Here is a 15,727-nt window from a genome sequence, read left to right as displayed (position 1 = left end):
ATGTCGCTGGCGGCTCGCGCTTACAGCTCCAGACGCGTGCGGGTTTCAGCGGTGGGGCGGCCTTCCGTGTCCCAACCGCGCACGGCGTAGTACTTGGGCATCATCTCGGCCAGCATGTTGACCTTGCCTTTGGACGGGCCGGTTTTGCAGGCTTCAGTGAGCAGACGCTTGGGCAGGCTGTCGTCCTTGGCGGTGAAGCCAGCACGGTTGTTGAATTCGCGCTCCATGTTCCAGATGCGCTCACCTATTTTCTCCAACTCTTCGGTCGTGTATTGGTCGCCGCAAGCCGCCGAGATTTGTGGTGCCAGGTCCGCCAGGCCCCAGGCAAAGGTCGTGAACACACACAGGCCGGATGAGTCAAAAGCAGCCGTCGCGTCCTGGAAGGCTTTGACCAGTTCAGGCTTGCCTTCGTGCTCGAGCGGATCGGTCTTGACCGGAATGCCCAACACTTCGGACGCAATGGTGTAACCGCGCAAATGGCAGCCACCCCGGTTGCTGGTGGCATACGCCAGGCCGATGCCCTGAATGGCACGGCCGTCATAGGCCGGAAACTCCTGGCCCTTGCTGGTCATGCTCAGGTCCGGCTGGCCATACTTGGCCGTCAGGCGCTTGGAGCCCTGGCCAATTTCCACGCCAAAGCCCCGGCCGTAGATCGTTTCTTCGGTCAAAAACGCCAAGGCCTGGGCCGAGCCAAACGGGGCCTCAATGCCAATCTGCTCCTTGGTCAGCACGCCCATTTCATACATTTCCATCACGGCGCCCACGGTGGCGCCAAAGCTGATGGGGTCAATGCCTTCCTCGTTGCACAGCATGGTGGCGTATTGCAGGGCTTCCAGGTCTTTGACGCCATTGGCCGCACCCAGCGCCCAGGCCGCTTCGTATTCCAGGCCGCCGGATGCCCCCCAATACTGGGGCTTGTTGGCCACCGTGAAGTGGCTCTCGTCCATCTTGCTGATGCGTCCGCACGCAATCGTGCAACCAAAGCAGGCCTGGTTGGTGACCAGTTGCTTTTTGCCGTCGGTCTTGCGCGGCGTGGCCATGGCTTCGGCCGAAATGTCCTTGGCGCTTTCAAACGCGTTGTCACGGTGATTGCGGGTGGGTAGCGCGCCCATCTCATTGATGACGTTCATCAACACTTGCGTGCCATAGGCCGGCAGGCCCTGACCGGTGACGGCGTTCTCGGCGAGAATTTTTTTCTTCTCGGCAATGGCTTTCATGAACGCCTTGGGGTTCTGGATGTTGCCCACGCCTTTGGTGCCGCGCACCGCAATCGCCTTGAGGTTTTTGCTGCCCATGACGGTGCCCACGCCCGACCGACCGGCGGCACGGTGCAGGTCGTTCACCACACTGGCGTACAAAACGCCGTTTTCACCGGCTTTACCAATGCTGGAGACACGGGTCAGCGGGTCTTGCAAGCTCTTCTTGAGCATTTCTTCGGTCTGCCAGACGCTCTTGCCCCACAGGTGGGCGGCATCGCGCAGCTCCACGATGTCGTCATTGACATAGAGGTACACGGGCTTGGCGCTCTTGCCTTCAAAAATCACCATGTCCCAACCGGCCATCTTGAACTCGGCACCCCAGTAACCACCGGAGTTGGAGCAGGCAATGGTGCCAGTCAGCGGACTCTTGGTGATCACCGTGTAGCGACCGCCTGTGGAGGCCATGGTGCCGGTCAGCGGCCCGGTGGCCCAGATGATTTTGTTGTCAGGTGACAGGGGATCAACTTTGGCATCGACCTCCTCCACCAGGTACTTGGAGCCCAGCCCACGCGAGCCGAGGTAAGCGTGCGCCCAATCCATATTGAGTGGCTCGGATTTGACGGTACCTGCGGTCAAATCAACGCGAAGAATTTTTCCTGCCCATGACATGATGCTTCTCCTTAAACAGCCGAAGGCTGGTTGCCAAGTTTGTCTGCCCACTGCGCCATCTTGCCCAGACCGGTCCAGTTGGCGTCAATGAAGGTGATGGCGCCGGTGGGGCACGCATCGGCACAGGCTGGCTCGCCACCGCACAGGTCGCACTTTTGCACCTTGCCGGTTTCCTGCACGTAATTGATGGTGCCAAAGGGGCAGGCAATGGTGCAGACCTTGCAGCCGACGCAGGTTGATTCATTCACCACCTTGGCGCCGGTGGCCTTGTCCACCGTGATGGCTTCTACCGGGCAGGCATGCAGGCACCACGCCTCGTCGCACTGGGTGCAGGTATAGGGTACTTTTTTGCCGGTGTGGTGAAAGTCAAATACCTTGATGCGGGATTTGGCGGTAGCGAAAGTGCCGTAGTTCTCGAAAGAACAAGCCATTTCGCATTGCAGGCAGCCGGTGCACTTGTCTGCGTTGATGTGCAACACTTTTTGCATGTATCTCTCCTGTGGGTAGCGGCACGCCCTATGCAATGCCTTGCCTATGAATTTAAATACATAGCGATTGTTGGACGGACACGGACTAAATCTTTCAGGGATAACCCTAGTCATGTAAGGGCATACGCATGAAATTCTCAATTTGAAACACGGCCCGGGTCAGTCCGCATCAAACCGGGCGTTATGCAGATGTTATGTACCCGTTGTGTACGAGAATTGCAGGGCATCGGCAAAATCGATGTAGCGCGAACCATGAACCCTACCGAGACACTCCACACCATGGCAGGCTCAACAGCCCCCGGCTCCTCCCTGCGGCTCGCAGGCATCGAACGCGCCCGGCGCGCTTTGATGCAGGACCACGCCCTGTTGCCCGCCGGCTGGATTGCTCCGTGGATTGAGCGTTCATGGCAACGCTGCATGAGTCTGGGACTTCAACCGCATGAACCGGTCTCGTTTGACCTGGTCACCAACCAGCAGATACGTCGCACCAACGAAGCCAACCAACGACTGGTCCAAACCGCCAAGCCGATTCTGGAGGGATTGGGACGGGCCATCGTCAACACGCGTTACTTTGCGATTCTCACCAACAGCGACGGTGTCGTGGTCGACGTGAGTGGCCCGATCGACCGCTCGGACCCCCGCGCCAACAACATCACCCGCATTGGGGCCGACCTCTCGGAACGCAGCGTGGGCACGACCGCGATTGGCACCGCCTTGACCGAATTGCAGCCGGTGTGGTTGCACCGGGGTGAGCATTTTTTCACCAGCACATCGGTCTACAGTTGTGCGGGCGCACCCCTGTTTGGTCCCGATGGTACGTGCGTGGGCATGCTGGATCTGACCGGCATTGACGCCGCAGAGCGCCCTGAACTCAAACACCTGGTAACCCAATCCGCACTGAAAATAGAAAACGCTTTGGTGCTGGGACAAACCCACAGCCTCATGGTGCGTTTGAACTGGCCCGCAAACGCATTGGGGAGTGAAGCGGACGGCATCGTCTGCCTGGATGAGGACGGCATGATCACCGGCGCCAACCCGATTGCACGCCAGATGGTGCCCCATCTCGCCGCGCCCGGCGAACCGGCGGTCCATGTGAGCGACGTCTTTGGCATTCCCTATCAGCTGCTTTTTGACGCGGCGCGGCGTACTGATGCGGTCCTTGAAATTCCGCTGTGGAATGGTTTGCGATTGCAGGCTCTGCCCATTGAGCGCTCGCGAGAGGAGTTTGCCATTCAGCCCGACTTGCGAACGCGCCGGGGTGACAACCTGCCACTCAAAGACATCGAAACCGCCTTGATTCTCAAAGCGGTTGACCAAGCCAGGGGCAATGTTGCCGACGCGGCCCGCGCCTTGGGCATCAGCCGCGCCACGGTCTACCGCAAATTGGGGCGACGCCCAGGGCAAGGGGCATGAGGAGACCTCCGGCGACCTTGCCCGCAAAGGGCTCTGAGATGTCGGCAATTCAAGCCCGATTCCGCCTTGACTGGCCTGGTTTCACACTGGACGTTGATCTGGACTTGCCCACCCGCGGCGTGAGCGCCTTGTTCGGTCCATCGGGCTCCGGCAAAACCACCGTGTTACGTTGCATCGCCGGCCTGGAACGGGTTCCCAACGGCACGGTCAGCCTGGCAGGCCAGGTCTGGCAGGACGAGCGGCAATGGGTGCCTGCCCACCAACGGTCACTGGGGTATGTATTTCAGGAGGCCAGCCTCTTTGCGCACCTCTCGGTGATGGGCAATTTGCGTTATGGCATGAAACGAACGCCCGACGGTGACGCGTCGGGGCTGGAGCAAGCCATTGAACTGCTGGGCATTGCGCACCTGCTTGATCGCCAACCCGAGCACTTGTCGGGCGGCGAACGCCAGCGCGTGGCCATTGCGCGGGCGCTGGCGGTCCGGCCTCGGCTGCTGCTCATGGATGAACCACTGGCCGCGCTGGACATGAAACGCAAGCAGGAAATCCTGCCCTATCTCGAGCGTCTGACCCGCGACCTGGACATCCCGATCATCTATGTGAGCCACTCCATTGACGAAGTCGCGCGGCTGGCCGACCATTTGGTGCTGCTCGATTCGGGTCGGGTCACAGCCAGCGGGCCTACCGCAGAACTCATGACACGTCTGGACTTGCCCCTGGCGCATGACGACACCGCCGGTGCGGTATTGATCGCCACCGTGCTCAGTCACGATGACGAAGACCACCTCAGCACCGCGAGTTTTGGTGGCGGCACGCTCACGGTCCCGCAACAAGCTGTTGCAGTCGGCAAACCACTGCGAATTCGGGTGCAGGCGAGGGATGTCAGTCTGACCCTGCACGGGCAAACCGGCACCAGCATCCTCAACATCCTCAGCGCAAGGGTGATCGCACTGTCACCCGACAGCCCCGGTCAGGTGATGGTGGCGCTGGAGGTTGGCGGCTGCCCGTTGCTGGCCCGCATCACGTCGCGATCGGTCCGAACCTTGGGCTTGGTGCCTGGGCTGGCGGTATTCGCGCAGATCAAGGGCGTCGCGATTCTCGGTTAATCGCCCTGCTTTTTGGGCTTGCCGCTGTCAAGCGCCCTGCGCACATCGCGCTGGTCCATCCCGTACATGTCAGCAAACTCTTCCAGCGTCTTGCCACTGCCTTCAAAGGCGCGACGCAACGCTTCGTGCTTGGCGAGTTTTTGATCAAGCTCGGCAAATGCCTCTGCCAGCAGTGCGTTGGCATCCACATCTTGGGTCTGCACCTTGGCCAGGTACTCCAGACGGTCCAGGCCGGAGGCTTCATAAGCCGCCATCAGCTGGCTGCGGAATTTGGGCCGCAAGTCGTCATTGGAGCGTCCCTGACGACGCCGGAACAGTTCCAGCAAAGCCAGGTACACGTGTTCTGGGGACACATCGTCCCCCGCCTGACCTTGCAGGTCATGGCGTTTTTTGCCAGCGGCCACGCTCTGCAAATAGCGTCCTGAACGGGTATGCACCCCCAAAGCGGCCTTGAGTGTGTCGCGCTGAAAAGCATCCGGGTGAGTGGCCAGCAACTCCTGAAAAATGCCGAGCTTGAGGGGAAGGAATTCGGCCCCGAACAAATGCGGATACAGCGCAAACAACTGCTCAAGCACCGGCTGGACAGTTTGTGAACGACTGGGCTTCTTGTTGGGCTCGCCGGATGGCGCGGCGTCAACGGTCTGGGCAGGTGCTTCTGGTGTGGTACTGGTCATGGAATTAAACGTTTGATCAACCCATGATTGTCGACGAAATGGCTGACGTGACCCGTGTGGGTCTAAACGCTTGGGGCGTCCAGTGATTTACGGAGCCTGACCAGGTTTTCAGTCGCATGGTTTTCCAACTCCCTCCACCGACCTGCACTGGCCTGCTTCATGTCGGCAAGACTCCCTTCTGCCGCCCTCAACTGAAACAGAACATTGACCGCCTGAGCTTCCAGACGGGTTTTGAGGTCACCCGCCGCGAGCAAGGCCTGGCTCTGCATTTCAGCGACTCGTTCTTTCGCCTTGGTGATATCTCTTTCCGCACCGGCGATGAACTTGGTGCGCAGTTCTGCGTCACTGGTGTATTCGAAGGCGGGCATGGACTCAATGGATTGCCGGGTTGCCCCAGGCATCACGATTCGTCCTTCCTGCGCCTGAATGCGGGATATCGGAATGGCCACGTCATGTCGCCCCAGTCCGATAAAACCGCCCGCGCCAACGATGACATAGGACACGTTCCTGTCTGGCGCAATGATCAGATCTTCCACTTTGCCGATCTTGACGCCGTTGTCGTTGTACACCGCCTTGCCGAAGATGCTCTTTTTGGCGCTCCAGCCATGTGCAAGCCCACTGGCCTCGCCATGGGGCGAACTGTTGATGGTTGTACCGGCCACCTGCGCCTGGACCAACCCTGCCGCACTTGAAAACCAGACGATCCCAAGCAAAACTGCAGACAGATGAGTTTTCATAGATCGAATCCTTTGTATTTCAGCAAGGAGCTATTTGAACGAAAAAGACCCAAACGATCTGTACGGCACAACACATACAGTGACCATCCCCGCCATTGAAAGGGAAACACACCGCACAGTTGTCGTGCCGCCGTTCAGGTTTTCTCAGCTTCCTGGGCCAACAGCGATATCGATTTTGAAAACAACAGGGCCTCGTCCAGGGTGTCCATGAATTCTTTCACACGAATCGGTTTGGTGAGGTAACGAAAGAACCCCGCTTCCAGCCCTTTCTCGATATCGCGGGGCATGGCGTTGGCACTGAGCGCCACCACCGGTATGTGAGCAGTAGCAATATCCTCAGACAAGATGCGCAGCGCCGTGATCCCGCTGATACCGGGCAAGTTGATGTCCATCAAGATGACATCGGGTTGTGACTTTTTGGCCATGGTGATGCCGCTGTTGCCGTCTCTGGCCGACAGCAGGCACATGTTTGATCGGCGCTCAATCAGGTCTTCGACCAGCATCAGATTGGCAGGGTTGTCTTCCACGTACAGCAGGGTGTACATCTGCGATTCAAGTTGCGCAGGCTCTGCAATGGCTGCCGAGATTTCTGCCGCACCACCGGCGTGCCGCCGCTCGGACGTCAGGTCCATCTCGAACCAGAAGACACTGCCCCTGCCGACCGTGCTTTCGACGCCGATCACGCCACCCATCAGCTCGACCAGGCGCTTGCACACGACCAACCCGATGCCGGTTCCCTCCTCCGCATTGGCTTCTTGACCCAGCCGGTTAAAGGGTTGAAAAAGCTGCGCTATTTTTTCAGTGGTCAGGCCTTCGCCCGTATCCTCAACCGACACCCGCAGCCGACCGGACGCGAGCGCGTCAAGCGTCACCGCCACCGCTCCACCGACCCGGTTGTACTTGATGGCGTTGGACAGAAGATTGATCAGCACCTGCTTCACCCGTGTGCGGTCAGCCCGCACGAAGTAAGGCGCCACCAGCGCGGGAAAAGACACATGGATGTCCCGCTTTTGGGCCTGAGGACCCACCATGGCCTCGCACTCCTGCAACACCTCAGCCAGCGACATCGGCTCTGGCGAGAGCGACAGTTTTCCAGACTCGATCAACGCCAGATCGAGGATTTCATTGATCAATTCCAGCAGGTACCAACCCGCTTGCAGAATCTGGTTGGTACTGCGCTTTTGCGAAGGCGTAAGTGCCGGAACGCCTGACTCCATGAGTTGGGCAAAACCCAGAATGGCATTGAGCGGCGAGCGCAATTCATGGCTCATGCTGGACAGGAAATCTGATTTGGCGAGGTTGGCTTTTTCTGCGGCGGACTTGGCGCTTTTCAGTTCAACATTGTTCTCCTGCAACACCTGGTCAAGCAACTTTCTCTCGGTCACGTCGCGTGCGGCGACAAACACGCCTTGCAGATTGCGGTCGCGATCATAAAAAGTGGTGGCGTTGCAGGACACCACGGTTTCCTTGCCGTCCCGCGCGCGGGCCGTGAGCTCGTAGTTGGTCAACTTGTTTTCGTTCAACACCCGTTTGATACCGGCCTCGGCCCGGTCAGGATCGGTAAAGTAGTTCTTGAACGGCGCGCCAATCAATTCGTCACGGGTACACCCGGTGAGCGCCTCCATCTGCTTGTTGACATCTGAAATGATGCCGGACGGATCCGTCGTCATGATCGCATCGATGTTGGATTCGATCAACGAGCGTGTATAGAACTGCTGGTCACGCAAACGCTGGTCCAGCTTCTTGCGCTCCTCTTCAATTTGTTTGCGTGCCGTGTTGTCGGTGCCAATCAGCAGGTAGCCAATGATGGCATCCTGCGCATCACGCAGCGCTGTGACCGACACCACTGCCGGGAAGCGGCTGCCATCCTTGCGGATGTAGGTGAGCTCATAAATATCCTCAATCCCGCGCGAGGCCTTGAACACCAGGGCATCAAAGCCCGGGGTGATCACGGTGTCGAGTTCGGCACTCAGGGTCCTGGCGCGCGCCACCAACTCCCGAGGGTCGGAAATATCCGCAGGCGTGATCTTGTTGACCACGTCCGCCGCATCAAAGCCCAGCATGCGCTCGGCGCCGACATTGAAAATCTGGATGACGCCTTTGGCATCGGTGGCAATGCTGGAAAAGTTGGCACTGTTGAAGATCGCACTCTGCAGCGCGCCGGTCTTTAGCAGTGTCTCCTGCTGCTGGGCTTCGCTCACGCCCTCATCCTTGTCAACTTCCCCGGCAAGGACGGGATTTTTTGTTTTTGTGGGCATAACCTGTTTCTGTGAAAAACGTGCAAGGGTCCGTGTGGACAGCTGCGCTTGTCGAGCCGAAATCAGGAATGTGTGGCTTCCGCGAATAGAGGGTACGAGGCAGCGCAGGGGAATACTGAATTGATGATCCCCTTTGTGGATCGTGGCGTATGTGCGCCAGCGCACATAGGCGCCCGAAAAAGGGGCACGGCGCCCCCGCATGCCACTTACTTACCGGCGTTTGGAAAGAAGAGTTGCTCGCCACCGATCTTGTATTGCGCGATAACGGCCTGCCCTGGCACTGAGACCACCCAATCGACAAACTTCTGGGCATCAGCCGCTTTGACATGGGGATGTTTGACCGGGTTGACCACCATGACGCCGTATTGATTGAAGAGCCGGGTGTCGCCCTCCACCAGCACCGTCAAATCGCCCCGGTTTTTGAAGTTGAGCCAGGTGCCACGGTCCGCCAGCGTATAGGCGCCACTGCTGGACGCGATATTGAGCGCCGGCCCCATCCCGCAACCACACTCTTTGTAGCCACCGCCCTTGGTATCAGGCAGGTCGGCCAGCTTCCAGAAACGAAGCTCGGCCGCATGGGTGCCACTCTTGTCACCACGCGAGATGAAGCTGGCGCCATGGGCGGACAGCTTTTTGAGTGCCTCCACAATGTCTTTGCCACGGGTTTTGGCCGGGTCTGCTGCAGGCCCGATCAGCACAAAATCGTTGTACATGACGGGGTAGCGTTTGACGGCAAACTCATCGGCCACAATTTTTTCTTCAGCCGCCTGGTCGTGCACAAACAGCACATCGGCATCGCCCCGGCGCCCCATGTCCAGCGCCTGGCCGGTACCGAGCGCCACCACCTTCACGTCCAGCCCACTGGCCTTTTTGAACTCTGGCAACAAATGCGAAAACAGGCCTGATTGCTCGGTCGAGGTGGTGGACGCCATCACGATGGATTGCGCATGCGAGGCGAGAGATGCTATACAAATAATAGCTACTCCCGCAAGCTGAACAATGGCTACAGCCCTAAAAGGCATAAAAATCTTCACACTGACTCTCCTTTGACAAACAAATAGGCTGCGGGGTATCTGTTTTGCAACAAAGGCCCGCTGAAAAAATCGGCCACTGGCAAATCGGCCAACACACGGCCATGCTCCAAATAAATGACCCGGCTGGCCAATCGCTTCACCTGACCCAGGTTATGGCTTGAAAACACCAGCGTCATGTCGGAGCGACCGGCGGAAAACTCATCAATCAATGCCTCCACTTCACGCTTGGCGTGGGGGTCCAGGCTGGCCGTCGGTTCGTCCAACAGGAGCATGTGCGGGCTCAGCGCCCAGGCCCGCGCCAAGGCCACACGCTGCTGCTGGCCGCCCGAAAGCTGACGCGCGCTGCGCCAGCACAGTTCTGTCAGTCCAACCCGGGCCAAAGCAGCCAGGGCCAGCCTCTTCGCCTCGCCCCAGGGGGTTCCGCGCAGCCACAAGCCGAGGGCAATATTGCCTTGTACTGAGAGACGCAGGAGATACGGACGCTGAAAGAGCATGGCCTGGCGCACGGACGGATCCCGTTCCACCTCGCCCGCCGTAGGGGAAGCCAGCCCATGCAACAGACGCAACAAGGTACTCTTGCCACAGCCATTGGCCCCCACCAGGGCCACCCGTTCACCCGGATGAATGCTCAGCGAAACATCGGACAGTGCCCGTACGGCGGTCGCCGGACGCCCAAAATGCACATTGGCCGACGTCAGGCGAATGACGGGCCTCACGGGGTCACCCCCAACGCGGGCAAGGCCCGTACCGGGTCAGGCTCCCGCGTCGCCTGCGCGCCGTCGACCAACTCCGAGCGCTCGCGCCAGCGCCGCACCAGCGCAATCAGAACATTGAGCATCAGCACCACAGCCAGCAGGATCAAGCCCAGGCCCAAGGCAAGTGGCAAGTCGCCCTTGCTGGTTTCCAGCGCAATGGCGGTGGTCATCACGCGGGTGAAGCCATCGATATTGCCGCCCACGATCATCACCGCGCCCACTTCGGAAATCGCGCGCCCAAAGGACGCAATCACCACCGTGAGCAAGGCATAGCGCTCATCCCATGCGAGCAGCAGGCTGCGCAGAAAGGGCCTCGCTCCCAGCGATTGCAATTGTTCACCATGGGTATTTTCAGCATCTTCAACCGCCTGGCGCGTCAGGGCCGTGACCACGGGCAGCACCAGCAAGGCCTGCGCCAGCACCATCGCCTTGAATGAAAAAAGCCAGCCCAGATAACCCAGCGGCCCGGAGCGGGACAACAACAGGTAAACCAGCAGGCCCACCACCACCGAGGGCACGGCCAGAAACGTATTGAGCAACGTAAGCACCACCGTGCGACCAGCAAAGCGCACCACACCCAGCCAGGCCCCCATACCCAGCCCCACCACGCAGGCGATGGCACAGGCCAAAGCGCTGACCGACAGCGAGCGCCCGACGATCGACATCAGGCCGGGATCCAAAGACCCGATGAGTTGCAGCGCCGTACTCGCGCTGCTGGTGATGGTTGTCATGTCCGAATGCCTTGCTGAACTTGTCGCCACGCCCTGGCGCGATGGCGTCGTCCGATTGCGGTATCGTAGCTTTCGATTTAATTACCTGCGATATGAACCGCCGTGCATAGGCTCCAACTCCACTACACCCTCTCTCGCGACATCAGTCCCGCGCTGGTGCGCAACCCCTTGATCGATCTGCTGCAGGCGGTCTCGGCCCATGGATCCATTTCGGCGGGCGCCCGCGCACTCAACCTGTCGTACCGCCACGTCTGGGGGGAGCTCAAGCGCTGGGAAAAAGAACTGGGCAACGAACTCGTGGTGTGGGAAAAAGGCCAATCAGCGCGCCTGACCGAATTCGGCGCCAAGCTGATGTGGGCCGAGCGCCAGGCCCAGGCCCGCCTGGCCCCCCAAATAGAAGCCCTGCGCGCCGAACTTGAACGAACATTCGCCGTGGCCTTTGACGACTCCAGCCACGTCGTCACGCTGTACGCAAGCCACGATGACGCCCTGAGCGCCTTGCGCGAACATGCCCTGATGCAGGGCCCTCGCCAGGGCCGCGGCCAGTTGCATCTGGACATCCGTTTTACCGGGAGCGTGGACGCCATTCGCGCCCTCAACGAAGGCCGCTGCGTCATGGCGGGCTTTCACACCTTGCACAACACAGGCAGCAAAACGCTGACCGAGCGCACCTACAAACCGCTGCTGCAGCCTGGCCAGCACAAGATCATCGGGTTTGCCCAGCGCACGCAGGGACTGATGGTGGCGAAGGGAAACCCGCTGGGTCTGCAATCACTGCAAGACATCGCTCGCCAGCGCGCCCGTTTTTCCAATCGCGCCTTGGGGGCAGGCACGCGCGTGATTCTGGAAGAGTTGATGGTGCAAGCCCATTTGGCTGCCATTGACATCCATGGGTATGAGCACACGGAGCCCTCGCATGCCGCCATTGCCAATGCCGTGGCATCAGGTCAGGCCGATGCAGGGCTGGGTATTGAAGTAGCCGCCCGTCGCGCCGGCCTTGACTTTGTGCCATTGGCCGATGAGCGTTACCACCTCGTCTGCCTCAAGTCGGCGCTGGTGCAACCCTGCATTCAGGCCCTTTTGACGCTGCTGAAAACGACCGAGTGGCAGCAGGAAATCGCCAGGATTCCGGGCCATGTTGCCCTGCAAAGCGGAGAGGTTTTGTCTATGCGCCGGGTGCTGCCGTGGTGGGACTACCGACAGCAAAAAGCACATGCACACGACGAGGTCTAGCGTACTGATCTTTACCTCAATTTTGCGACACGAACCTATGAAATGACATGCCTATTGCAGGCCGCGTCATTTGTTGAGGACTGTGACAGTGTGTCTCCTTTTGGAGCAATGCCAAGTCGGCGCCTGGCGGTGTCATGCATGACAAAAGTTGTTTGAAATCAAGCGACTTACGCCTTTGCCGTGTGTTGGCACGAGACTTGATATAGAGATTGGCCCGCAAGGGAAAACTTTGAAAAATTATCAACAACGAGGACACACAATGATCTACGCAGCTCCCGGTACCGCCGGCGCAAAAATCGCATTCAAAGCTCGCTACGACAACTTCATCGGCGGCAAATTCGTTGCTCCGCTCAAAGGTGAATATTTCGACGTCATCACCCCCGTTTCTGGCAAGGTCTACACCCAGGCAGCACGCTCCACCGCCGAAGACATTGACCTCGCACTCGACGCGGCCCATGCAGCGGCCGACCAATGGGGCCGTACCTCCCCCACCGAGCGCTCCAACATTCTGCTCAAGATCGCCGACCGTATTGAGGCCAACCTCGAACTTCTGGCTTACGCAGAAACCATCGACAACGGCAAACCCATTCGCGAAACGTTGAACGCCGACATTCCTTTGTCGGTCGACCACTTCCGCTATTTCGCAGGCTGCGTGCGCGCACAAGAAGGCGGCTTGAGCGACCTCGATGGCGACACCGTGGCTTACCACTTTCAGGAACCCCTGGGCGTGGTCGGTCAGATCATTCCCTGGAACTTCCCCATCCTCATGGCCGCCTGGAAACTGGCGCCTGCCATTGGTGCGGGCAACTGCGTGGTATTGAAGCCTGCCGAGTCAACCCCGATCAGCTTGCTGGTCCTGGCCGAACTCATTGCCGACTTGCTGCCACCGGGTGTCCTCAATATCGTCAACGGTTATGGGCGCGAAGCCGGCATGCCTCTGGCCACCAGCCGCCGCATTGCCAAGATCGCGTTCACCGGTTCCACCACCACAGGCCGTGTGATCGCCCAGGCCGCTGCCAACAACCTGATTCCTGCCACGCTGGAACTCGGTGGCAAATCACCCAACATCTTTTTTGCCGATGTGATGGACAAGGACGACGGCTTCCTGGACAAAGCGATTGAAGGCATGGTGCTGTTTGCCTTCAACCAGGGCGAGGTCTGCACCTGCCCGTCACGTGCGTTGATTCAAGAGTCGATCTATGACAAGTTCATGGAACGCGTCCTCAAACGTGTTGCGGCCATCAAGCAGGGCAACCCCTTGGACACCGACACCATGATGGGTGCACAAGCCTCCAAAGAGCAAATGACCAAGATCATGTCCTACCTGGACCTGGGCAAGCAGGAAGGCGCTGAGCTGCTGATCGGTGGCGGCCAGGCTCACCTGGGTGGTGACCTGGAGGGTGGCTACTACGTGCAGCCCACCCTATTCAAGGGGCACAACAAGATGCGCATTTTCCAGGAAGAAATCTTTGGACCCGTGCTGGCCGTCACCACGTTCAAGGACGAGGCCGAAGCGCTTGAAATCGCCAATGACACCTTGTACGGATTGGGTGCCGGCGTGTGGAGCCGCAACGGCAATGTGGCTTACCGCATGGGCCGTGCCATCAAGGCAGGCCGTGTGTGGACCAACTGCTACCACGCCTACCCGGCACACGCAGCCTTTGGTGGCTACAAGGAATCAGGCGTGGGCCGCGAAAACCACAAGATGATGCTCAACCACTACCAGCAGACCAAGAACTTGTTGGTCAGCTACAGCGAGCAAAAACTCGGCTTTTTCTGATCACGGGCCACGCAACGGTTCAATCCCAAAGGGGGCGGGCAACCGCCCCCCTTTTTACATGGAGATTCACATGGTTGAAAAAGTCATTGCGACCGACGCGGCACTCGAACTGGTCGAGTTTCTCAAGACAAAACATGGCAACCTCATGTTCCATCAATCGGGCGGCTGCTGCGACAACAGCGCGGCCAATTGCTACCTGCCCGGCGAAATCACCATGGGTGCCGGTGATGTGTACCTGGGGGACATCGGCGGATGCCCTTTCTACATCGGAAAATCGCAATATGAGTACTGGAAGCACACGCAATTGATCATCGACGTGATCGACGGCCACGGCGGCACGTTCTCGCTTGAAGGACCGGAAGGCAAAGCCTTTCACACCCGCTCACGGGTGTTCAGCGATTCAGAACTGGCCGAAGTTTTGGCAGAAGACGCGAACCGGGGTAGCTAGAGCGCACAAGACCGAAAGCCGGTAAAGATATCGTTGCGCCCAGGCGCATAGAAATTGCGGTATTTCGGGTGCTTCATGCGGGCGCGCGTCGCAAAAGAGGCGCCCCGCAACACCTTGTGGGTGTCAAACCAGGGCTCGGAATAGTCGCGGTAGGGGTCCGCAGAAAACCCGGGGTAGCCCCGGAAAGTGGTCCCAGTCCACTCCCAGACCTCACCCCATCGAAAGCCACGCCGCCCTGCGGTGTGCGCAGCCACCTCCCACTCCACCTCGGCGGGCAGGCGTCGCCCCGCCCATCGGCACCAGGCATCAGCTTCCCACCAGCTCACATGCATCACGGGCTGGCCGCCCTGCATGCGCCTGAGCGTTCCGAAACGGGTTTGCATCACCGCACCACTGGCCACACCAATCTGGTCCACGTAGCGAGGCGCCCGGTGTTCGCCAGCGGAAGCCTTGCCCTGAACCCACTGCCAACCCTGGGGGTGCCACAATTCGGGGCGATCATAGCCACCATCATCCACAAACTCCACGAATTGCGCCCAGGTCACCACCTGCGCATCAATCTCAAACTCAGGCACCGGGACCTCGTGGGCTGGACACTCGTTGTCGAATGCGAAACCAGGGTCCACATCCCGGCCAAGTTGCCAGCGCGTGGCGGGCACCAGCAAGGGCTCCCGCGCCGGGCCCGGGCCCGGCATGTTCAAGCCCAAGGGCAAGTCCAGCGTCTGTGCTGAGTAAATCAGGGCCTCGGCATGCATGTCTTCATGAAACAGCGCCAGCCGGTAGAAGTACAGCGCATTGTCCTCGTCCGGGGCTTTTTCCAGAAGGTCCAGCGTGGATTCAAGCGTGTCCAGCAGATAGGATTTAAGGCCGGACAAATCCGGCAAATCAAGTGTCCATCGTCTGTCGTGCGGTACCTGCGATGAGTTCCACCATCGGTCAGCGTGCGGCTCGATGGAGGCCAATCGGGGTCCGGAAGGGTCGCAGTGCCGCCCCAGATGGCGCTGAAGATTGCGGCCTAGCCACCACTCCTGAAACCAGCCGATGTGCCCAAGCTCCCACAAGGGTGGGTTGAGTTCAGCCAGACAAGGCACCGTCAGACGTGGAGACCCCAATGCGGCTTCATACTGCCCGATCAAATGCAAGGTGTGATTGCGTGCGTCCATGAGGGCCAGCGAAAGCAAGTCGCCGCTGGCGTGTCGCAT

The 15,727-nt window shown here is 59.4% G+C and carries 14 protein-coding genes; 5 read left to right on the top strand and 9 right to left on the bottom strand.

Going from position 1 to position 15,727, the window contains the following annotated elements:
* Positions 1–20: 20 nt before the first annotated feature.
* Both AC097N_RS13865 and AC097N_RS13860 read right to left on the bottom strand, forming a co-directional pair.
* Positions 21–1,868 (bottom strand): aldehyde ferredoxin oxidoreductase family protein, encoded by a 1,848-nt coding sequence (locus AC097N_RS13865; RefSeq protein WP_479581820.1) that lies wholly within the window; start codon positions 1,866–1,868, stop codon positions 21–23.
* A gap of 11 nt (positions 1,869–1,879) precedes the next feature.
* Positions 1,880–2,356, bottom strand: a complete 477-nt coding sequence (locus AC097N_RS13860) for a 4Fe-4S dicluster domain-containing protein (RefSeq protein ID WP_479581818.1) — start codon at positions 2,354–2,356, stop codon at positions 1,880–1,882.
* A 279-nt stretch (positions 2,357–2,635) separates the two neighbouring features.
* Here AC097N_RS13860 and AC097N_RS13855 point away from each other — a divergent pair, with 279 nt between their 5' ends.
* Together AC097N_RS13855 and modC are read left to right on the top strand one after the other, a co-directional pair.
* Positions 2,636–3,769: a helix-turn-helix domain-containing protein gene (locus AC097N_RS13855; protein WP_479581815.1), complete on the top strand. Its 1,134-nt coding sequence runs from the start codon at positions 2,636–2,638 to the stop codon at positions 3,767–3,769.
* 38 nt (positions 3,770–3,807) lie between these two features.
* The gene (gene modC / locus AC097N_RS13850) at positions 3,808–4,875 is read left to right on the top strand and encodes a molybdenum ABC transporter ATP-binding protein (protein WP_479581813.1); all 1,068 of its coding nucleotides are present in this window, start codon (positions 3,808–3,810) and stop codon (positions 4,873–4,875) included.
* Here the strand turns inward: modC and AC097N_RS13845 are convergent.
* The 6 genes from AC097N_RS13845 to AC097N_RS13820 all read right to left on the bottom strand — a co-directional run bounded on the left by AC097N_RS13845 (position 4,872) and on the right by AC097N_RS13820 (position 11,064).
* Positions 4,872–5,549, bottom strand: coding sequence for a ProQ/FINO family protein (locus tag AC097N_RS13845; protein WP_479581812.1), 678 nt, complete (start codon positions 5,547–5,549; stop codon positions 4,872–4,874). The genes modC and AC097N_RS13845 overlap by 4 nt on opposite strands.
* Before the next feature lie 62 nt (positions 5,550–5,611).
* Positions 5,612–6,286: a PRC-barrel domain-containing protein gene (locus AC097N_RS13840; protein ID WP_479581809.1), complete on the bottom strand. Its 675-nt coding sequence runs from the start codon at positions 6,284–6,286 to the stop codon at positions 5,612–5,614.
* Positions 6,287–6,420: 134 nt separating this feature from the next.
* Positions 6,421–8,544: a PAS domain S-box protein gene (locus tag AC097N_RS13835; RefSeq protein WP_479581806.1), complete on the bottom strand. Its 2,124-nt coding sequence runs from the start codon at positions 8,542–8,544 to the stop codon at positions 6,421–6,423.
* 206 nt (positions 8,545–8,750) lie between these two features.
* Positions 8,751–9,566, bottom strand: a complete 816-nt coding sequence (locus AC097N_RS13830; RefSeq protein ID WP_479582040.1) for an ABC transporter substrate-binding protein — start codon at positions 9,564–9,566, stop codon at positions 8,751–8,753.
* Between the two features lie 8 nt (positions 9,567–9,574).
* Positions 9,575–10,294, bottom strand: a complete 720-nt coding sequence (locus AC097N_RS13825) for an ATP-binding cassette domain-containing protein (protein ID WP_479581804.1) — start codon at positions 10,292–10,294, stop codon at positions 9,575–9,577.
* Positions 10,291–11,064 (bottom strand): ABC transporter permease, encoded by a 774-nt coding sequence (locus AC097N_RS13820; RefSeq protein WP_479581803.1) that lies wholly within the window; start codon positions 11,062–11,064, stop codon positions 10,291–10,293. The genes AC097N_RS13825 and AC097N_RS13820 overlap by 4 nt, the downstream gene beginning before the upstream one ends.
* Before the next feature lie 102 nt (positions 11,065–11,166).
* Here AC097N_RS13820 and AC097N_RS13815 point away from each other — a divergent pair, with 102 nt between their 5' ends.
* The 3 genes from AC097N_RS13815 (at position 11,167) to AC097N_RS13805 (ending at position 14,525) form a co-directional block, all read left to right on the top strand.
* Complete coding sequence (locus tag AC097N_RS13815) at positions 11,167–12,297, top strand: substrate-binding domain-containing protein (RefSeq protein WP_479581801.1); 1,131 nt, start codon at positions 11,167–11,169, stop codon at positions 12,295–12,297.
* 259 nt (positions 12,298–12,556) lie between these two features.
* Positions 12,557–14,077 carry an aldehyde dehydrogenase gene (gene adh / locus AC097N_RS13810; RefSeq protein WP_479581799.1) on the top strand — a complete coding sequence of 507 codons (1,521 nt, stop codon included), beginning with the start codon at positions 12,557–12,559 and terminating at the stop codon, positions 14,075–14,077.
* 70 nt (positions 14,078–14,147) lie between these two features.
* Positions 14,148–14,525, top strand: coding sequence for a DUF779 domain-containing protein (locus AC097N_RS13805; RefSeq protein ID WP_479581798.1), 378 nt, complete (start codon positions 14,148–14,150; stop codon positions 14,523–14,525).
* Here the strand turns inward: AC097N_RS13805 and senA are convergent.
* Positions 14,522–15,727: a selenoneine synthase SenA gene (gene senA, locus AC097N_RS13800; protein ID WP_479581796.1), complete on the bottom strand. Its 1,206-nt coding sequence runs from the start codon at positions 15,725–15,727 to the stop codon at positions 14,522–14,524. The two genes, AC097N_RS13805 and senA, sit on opposite strands and share 4 nt — an antisense overlap.

It is taken from the genome of Rhodoferax sp. LS1R11 (genome assembly GCF_056521395.1).
Note: the sequence above shows the minus strand (reverse complement) of the source record. Positions and strands in the feature narration are given on the sequence as shown.

Excerpts from the sequence above, each read along its gene's own strand:
- AC097N_RS13865 (WP_479581820.1), bottom strand. The coding sequence starts at position 1,868 with ATGTCATGGGCAGGAAAAATTCTTCGCGTTGATTTGACCGCAGGTACC.
- AC097N_RS13860 (WP_479581818.1), bottom strand. The coding sequence starts at position 2,356 with ATGCAAAAAGTGTTGCACATCAACGCAGACAAGTGCACCGGCTGCCTG.
- AC097N_RS13855 (WP_479581815.1), top strand. The coding sequence starts at position 2,636 with ATGGCAGGCTCAACAGCCCCCGGCTCCTCCCTGCGGCTCGCAGGCATC.
- modC (WP_479581813.1), top strand. The coding sequence starts at position 3,808 with ATGTCGGCAATTCAAGCCCGATTCCGCCTTGACTGGCCTGGTTTCACA.
- AC097N_RS13845 (WP_479581812.1), bottom strand. The coding sequence starts at position 5,549 with ATGACCAGTACCACACCAGAAGCACCTGCCCAGACCGTTGACGCCGCG.
- AC097N_RS13840 (WP_479581809.1), bottom strand. The coding sequence starts at position 6,286 with ATGAAAACTCATCTGTCTGCAGTTTTGCTTGGGATCGTCTGGTTTTCA.
- AC097N_RS13835 (WP_479581806.1), bottom strand. The coding sequence starts at position 8,544 with ATGCCCACAAAAACAAAAAATCCCGTCCTTGCCGGGGAAGTTGACAAG.
- AC097N_RS13830 (WP_479582040.1), bottom strand. The coding sequence starts at position 9,566 with ATGCCTTTTAGGGCTGTAGCCATTGTTCAGCTTGCGGGAGTAGCTATT.
- AC097N_RS13820 (WP_479581803.1), bottom strand. The coding sequence starts at position 11,064 with ATGACAACCATCACCAGCAGCGCGAGTACGGCGCTGCAACTCATCGGG.
- adh (WP_479581799.1), top strand. The coding sequence starts at position 12,557 with ATGATCTACGCAGCTCCCGGTACCGCCGGCGCAAAAATCGCATTCAAA.
- AC097N_RS13805 (WP_479581798.1), top strand. The coding sequence starts at position 14,148 with ATGGTTGAAAAAGTCATTGCGACCGACGCGGCACTCGAACTGGTCGAG.
- senA (WP_479581796.1), bottom strand. The coding sequence starts at position 15,727 with ATGCGACACGCCAGCGGCGACTTGCTTTCGCTGGCCCTCATGGACGCA.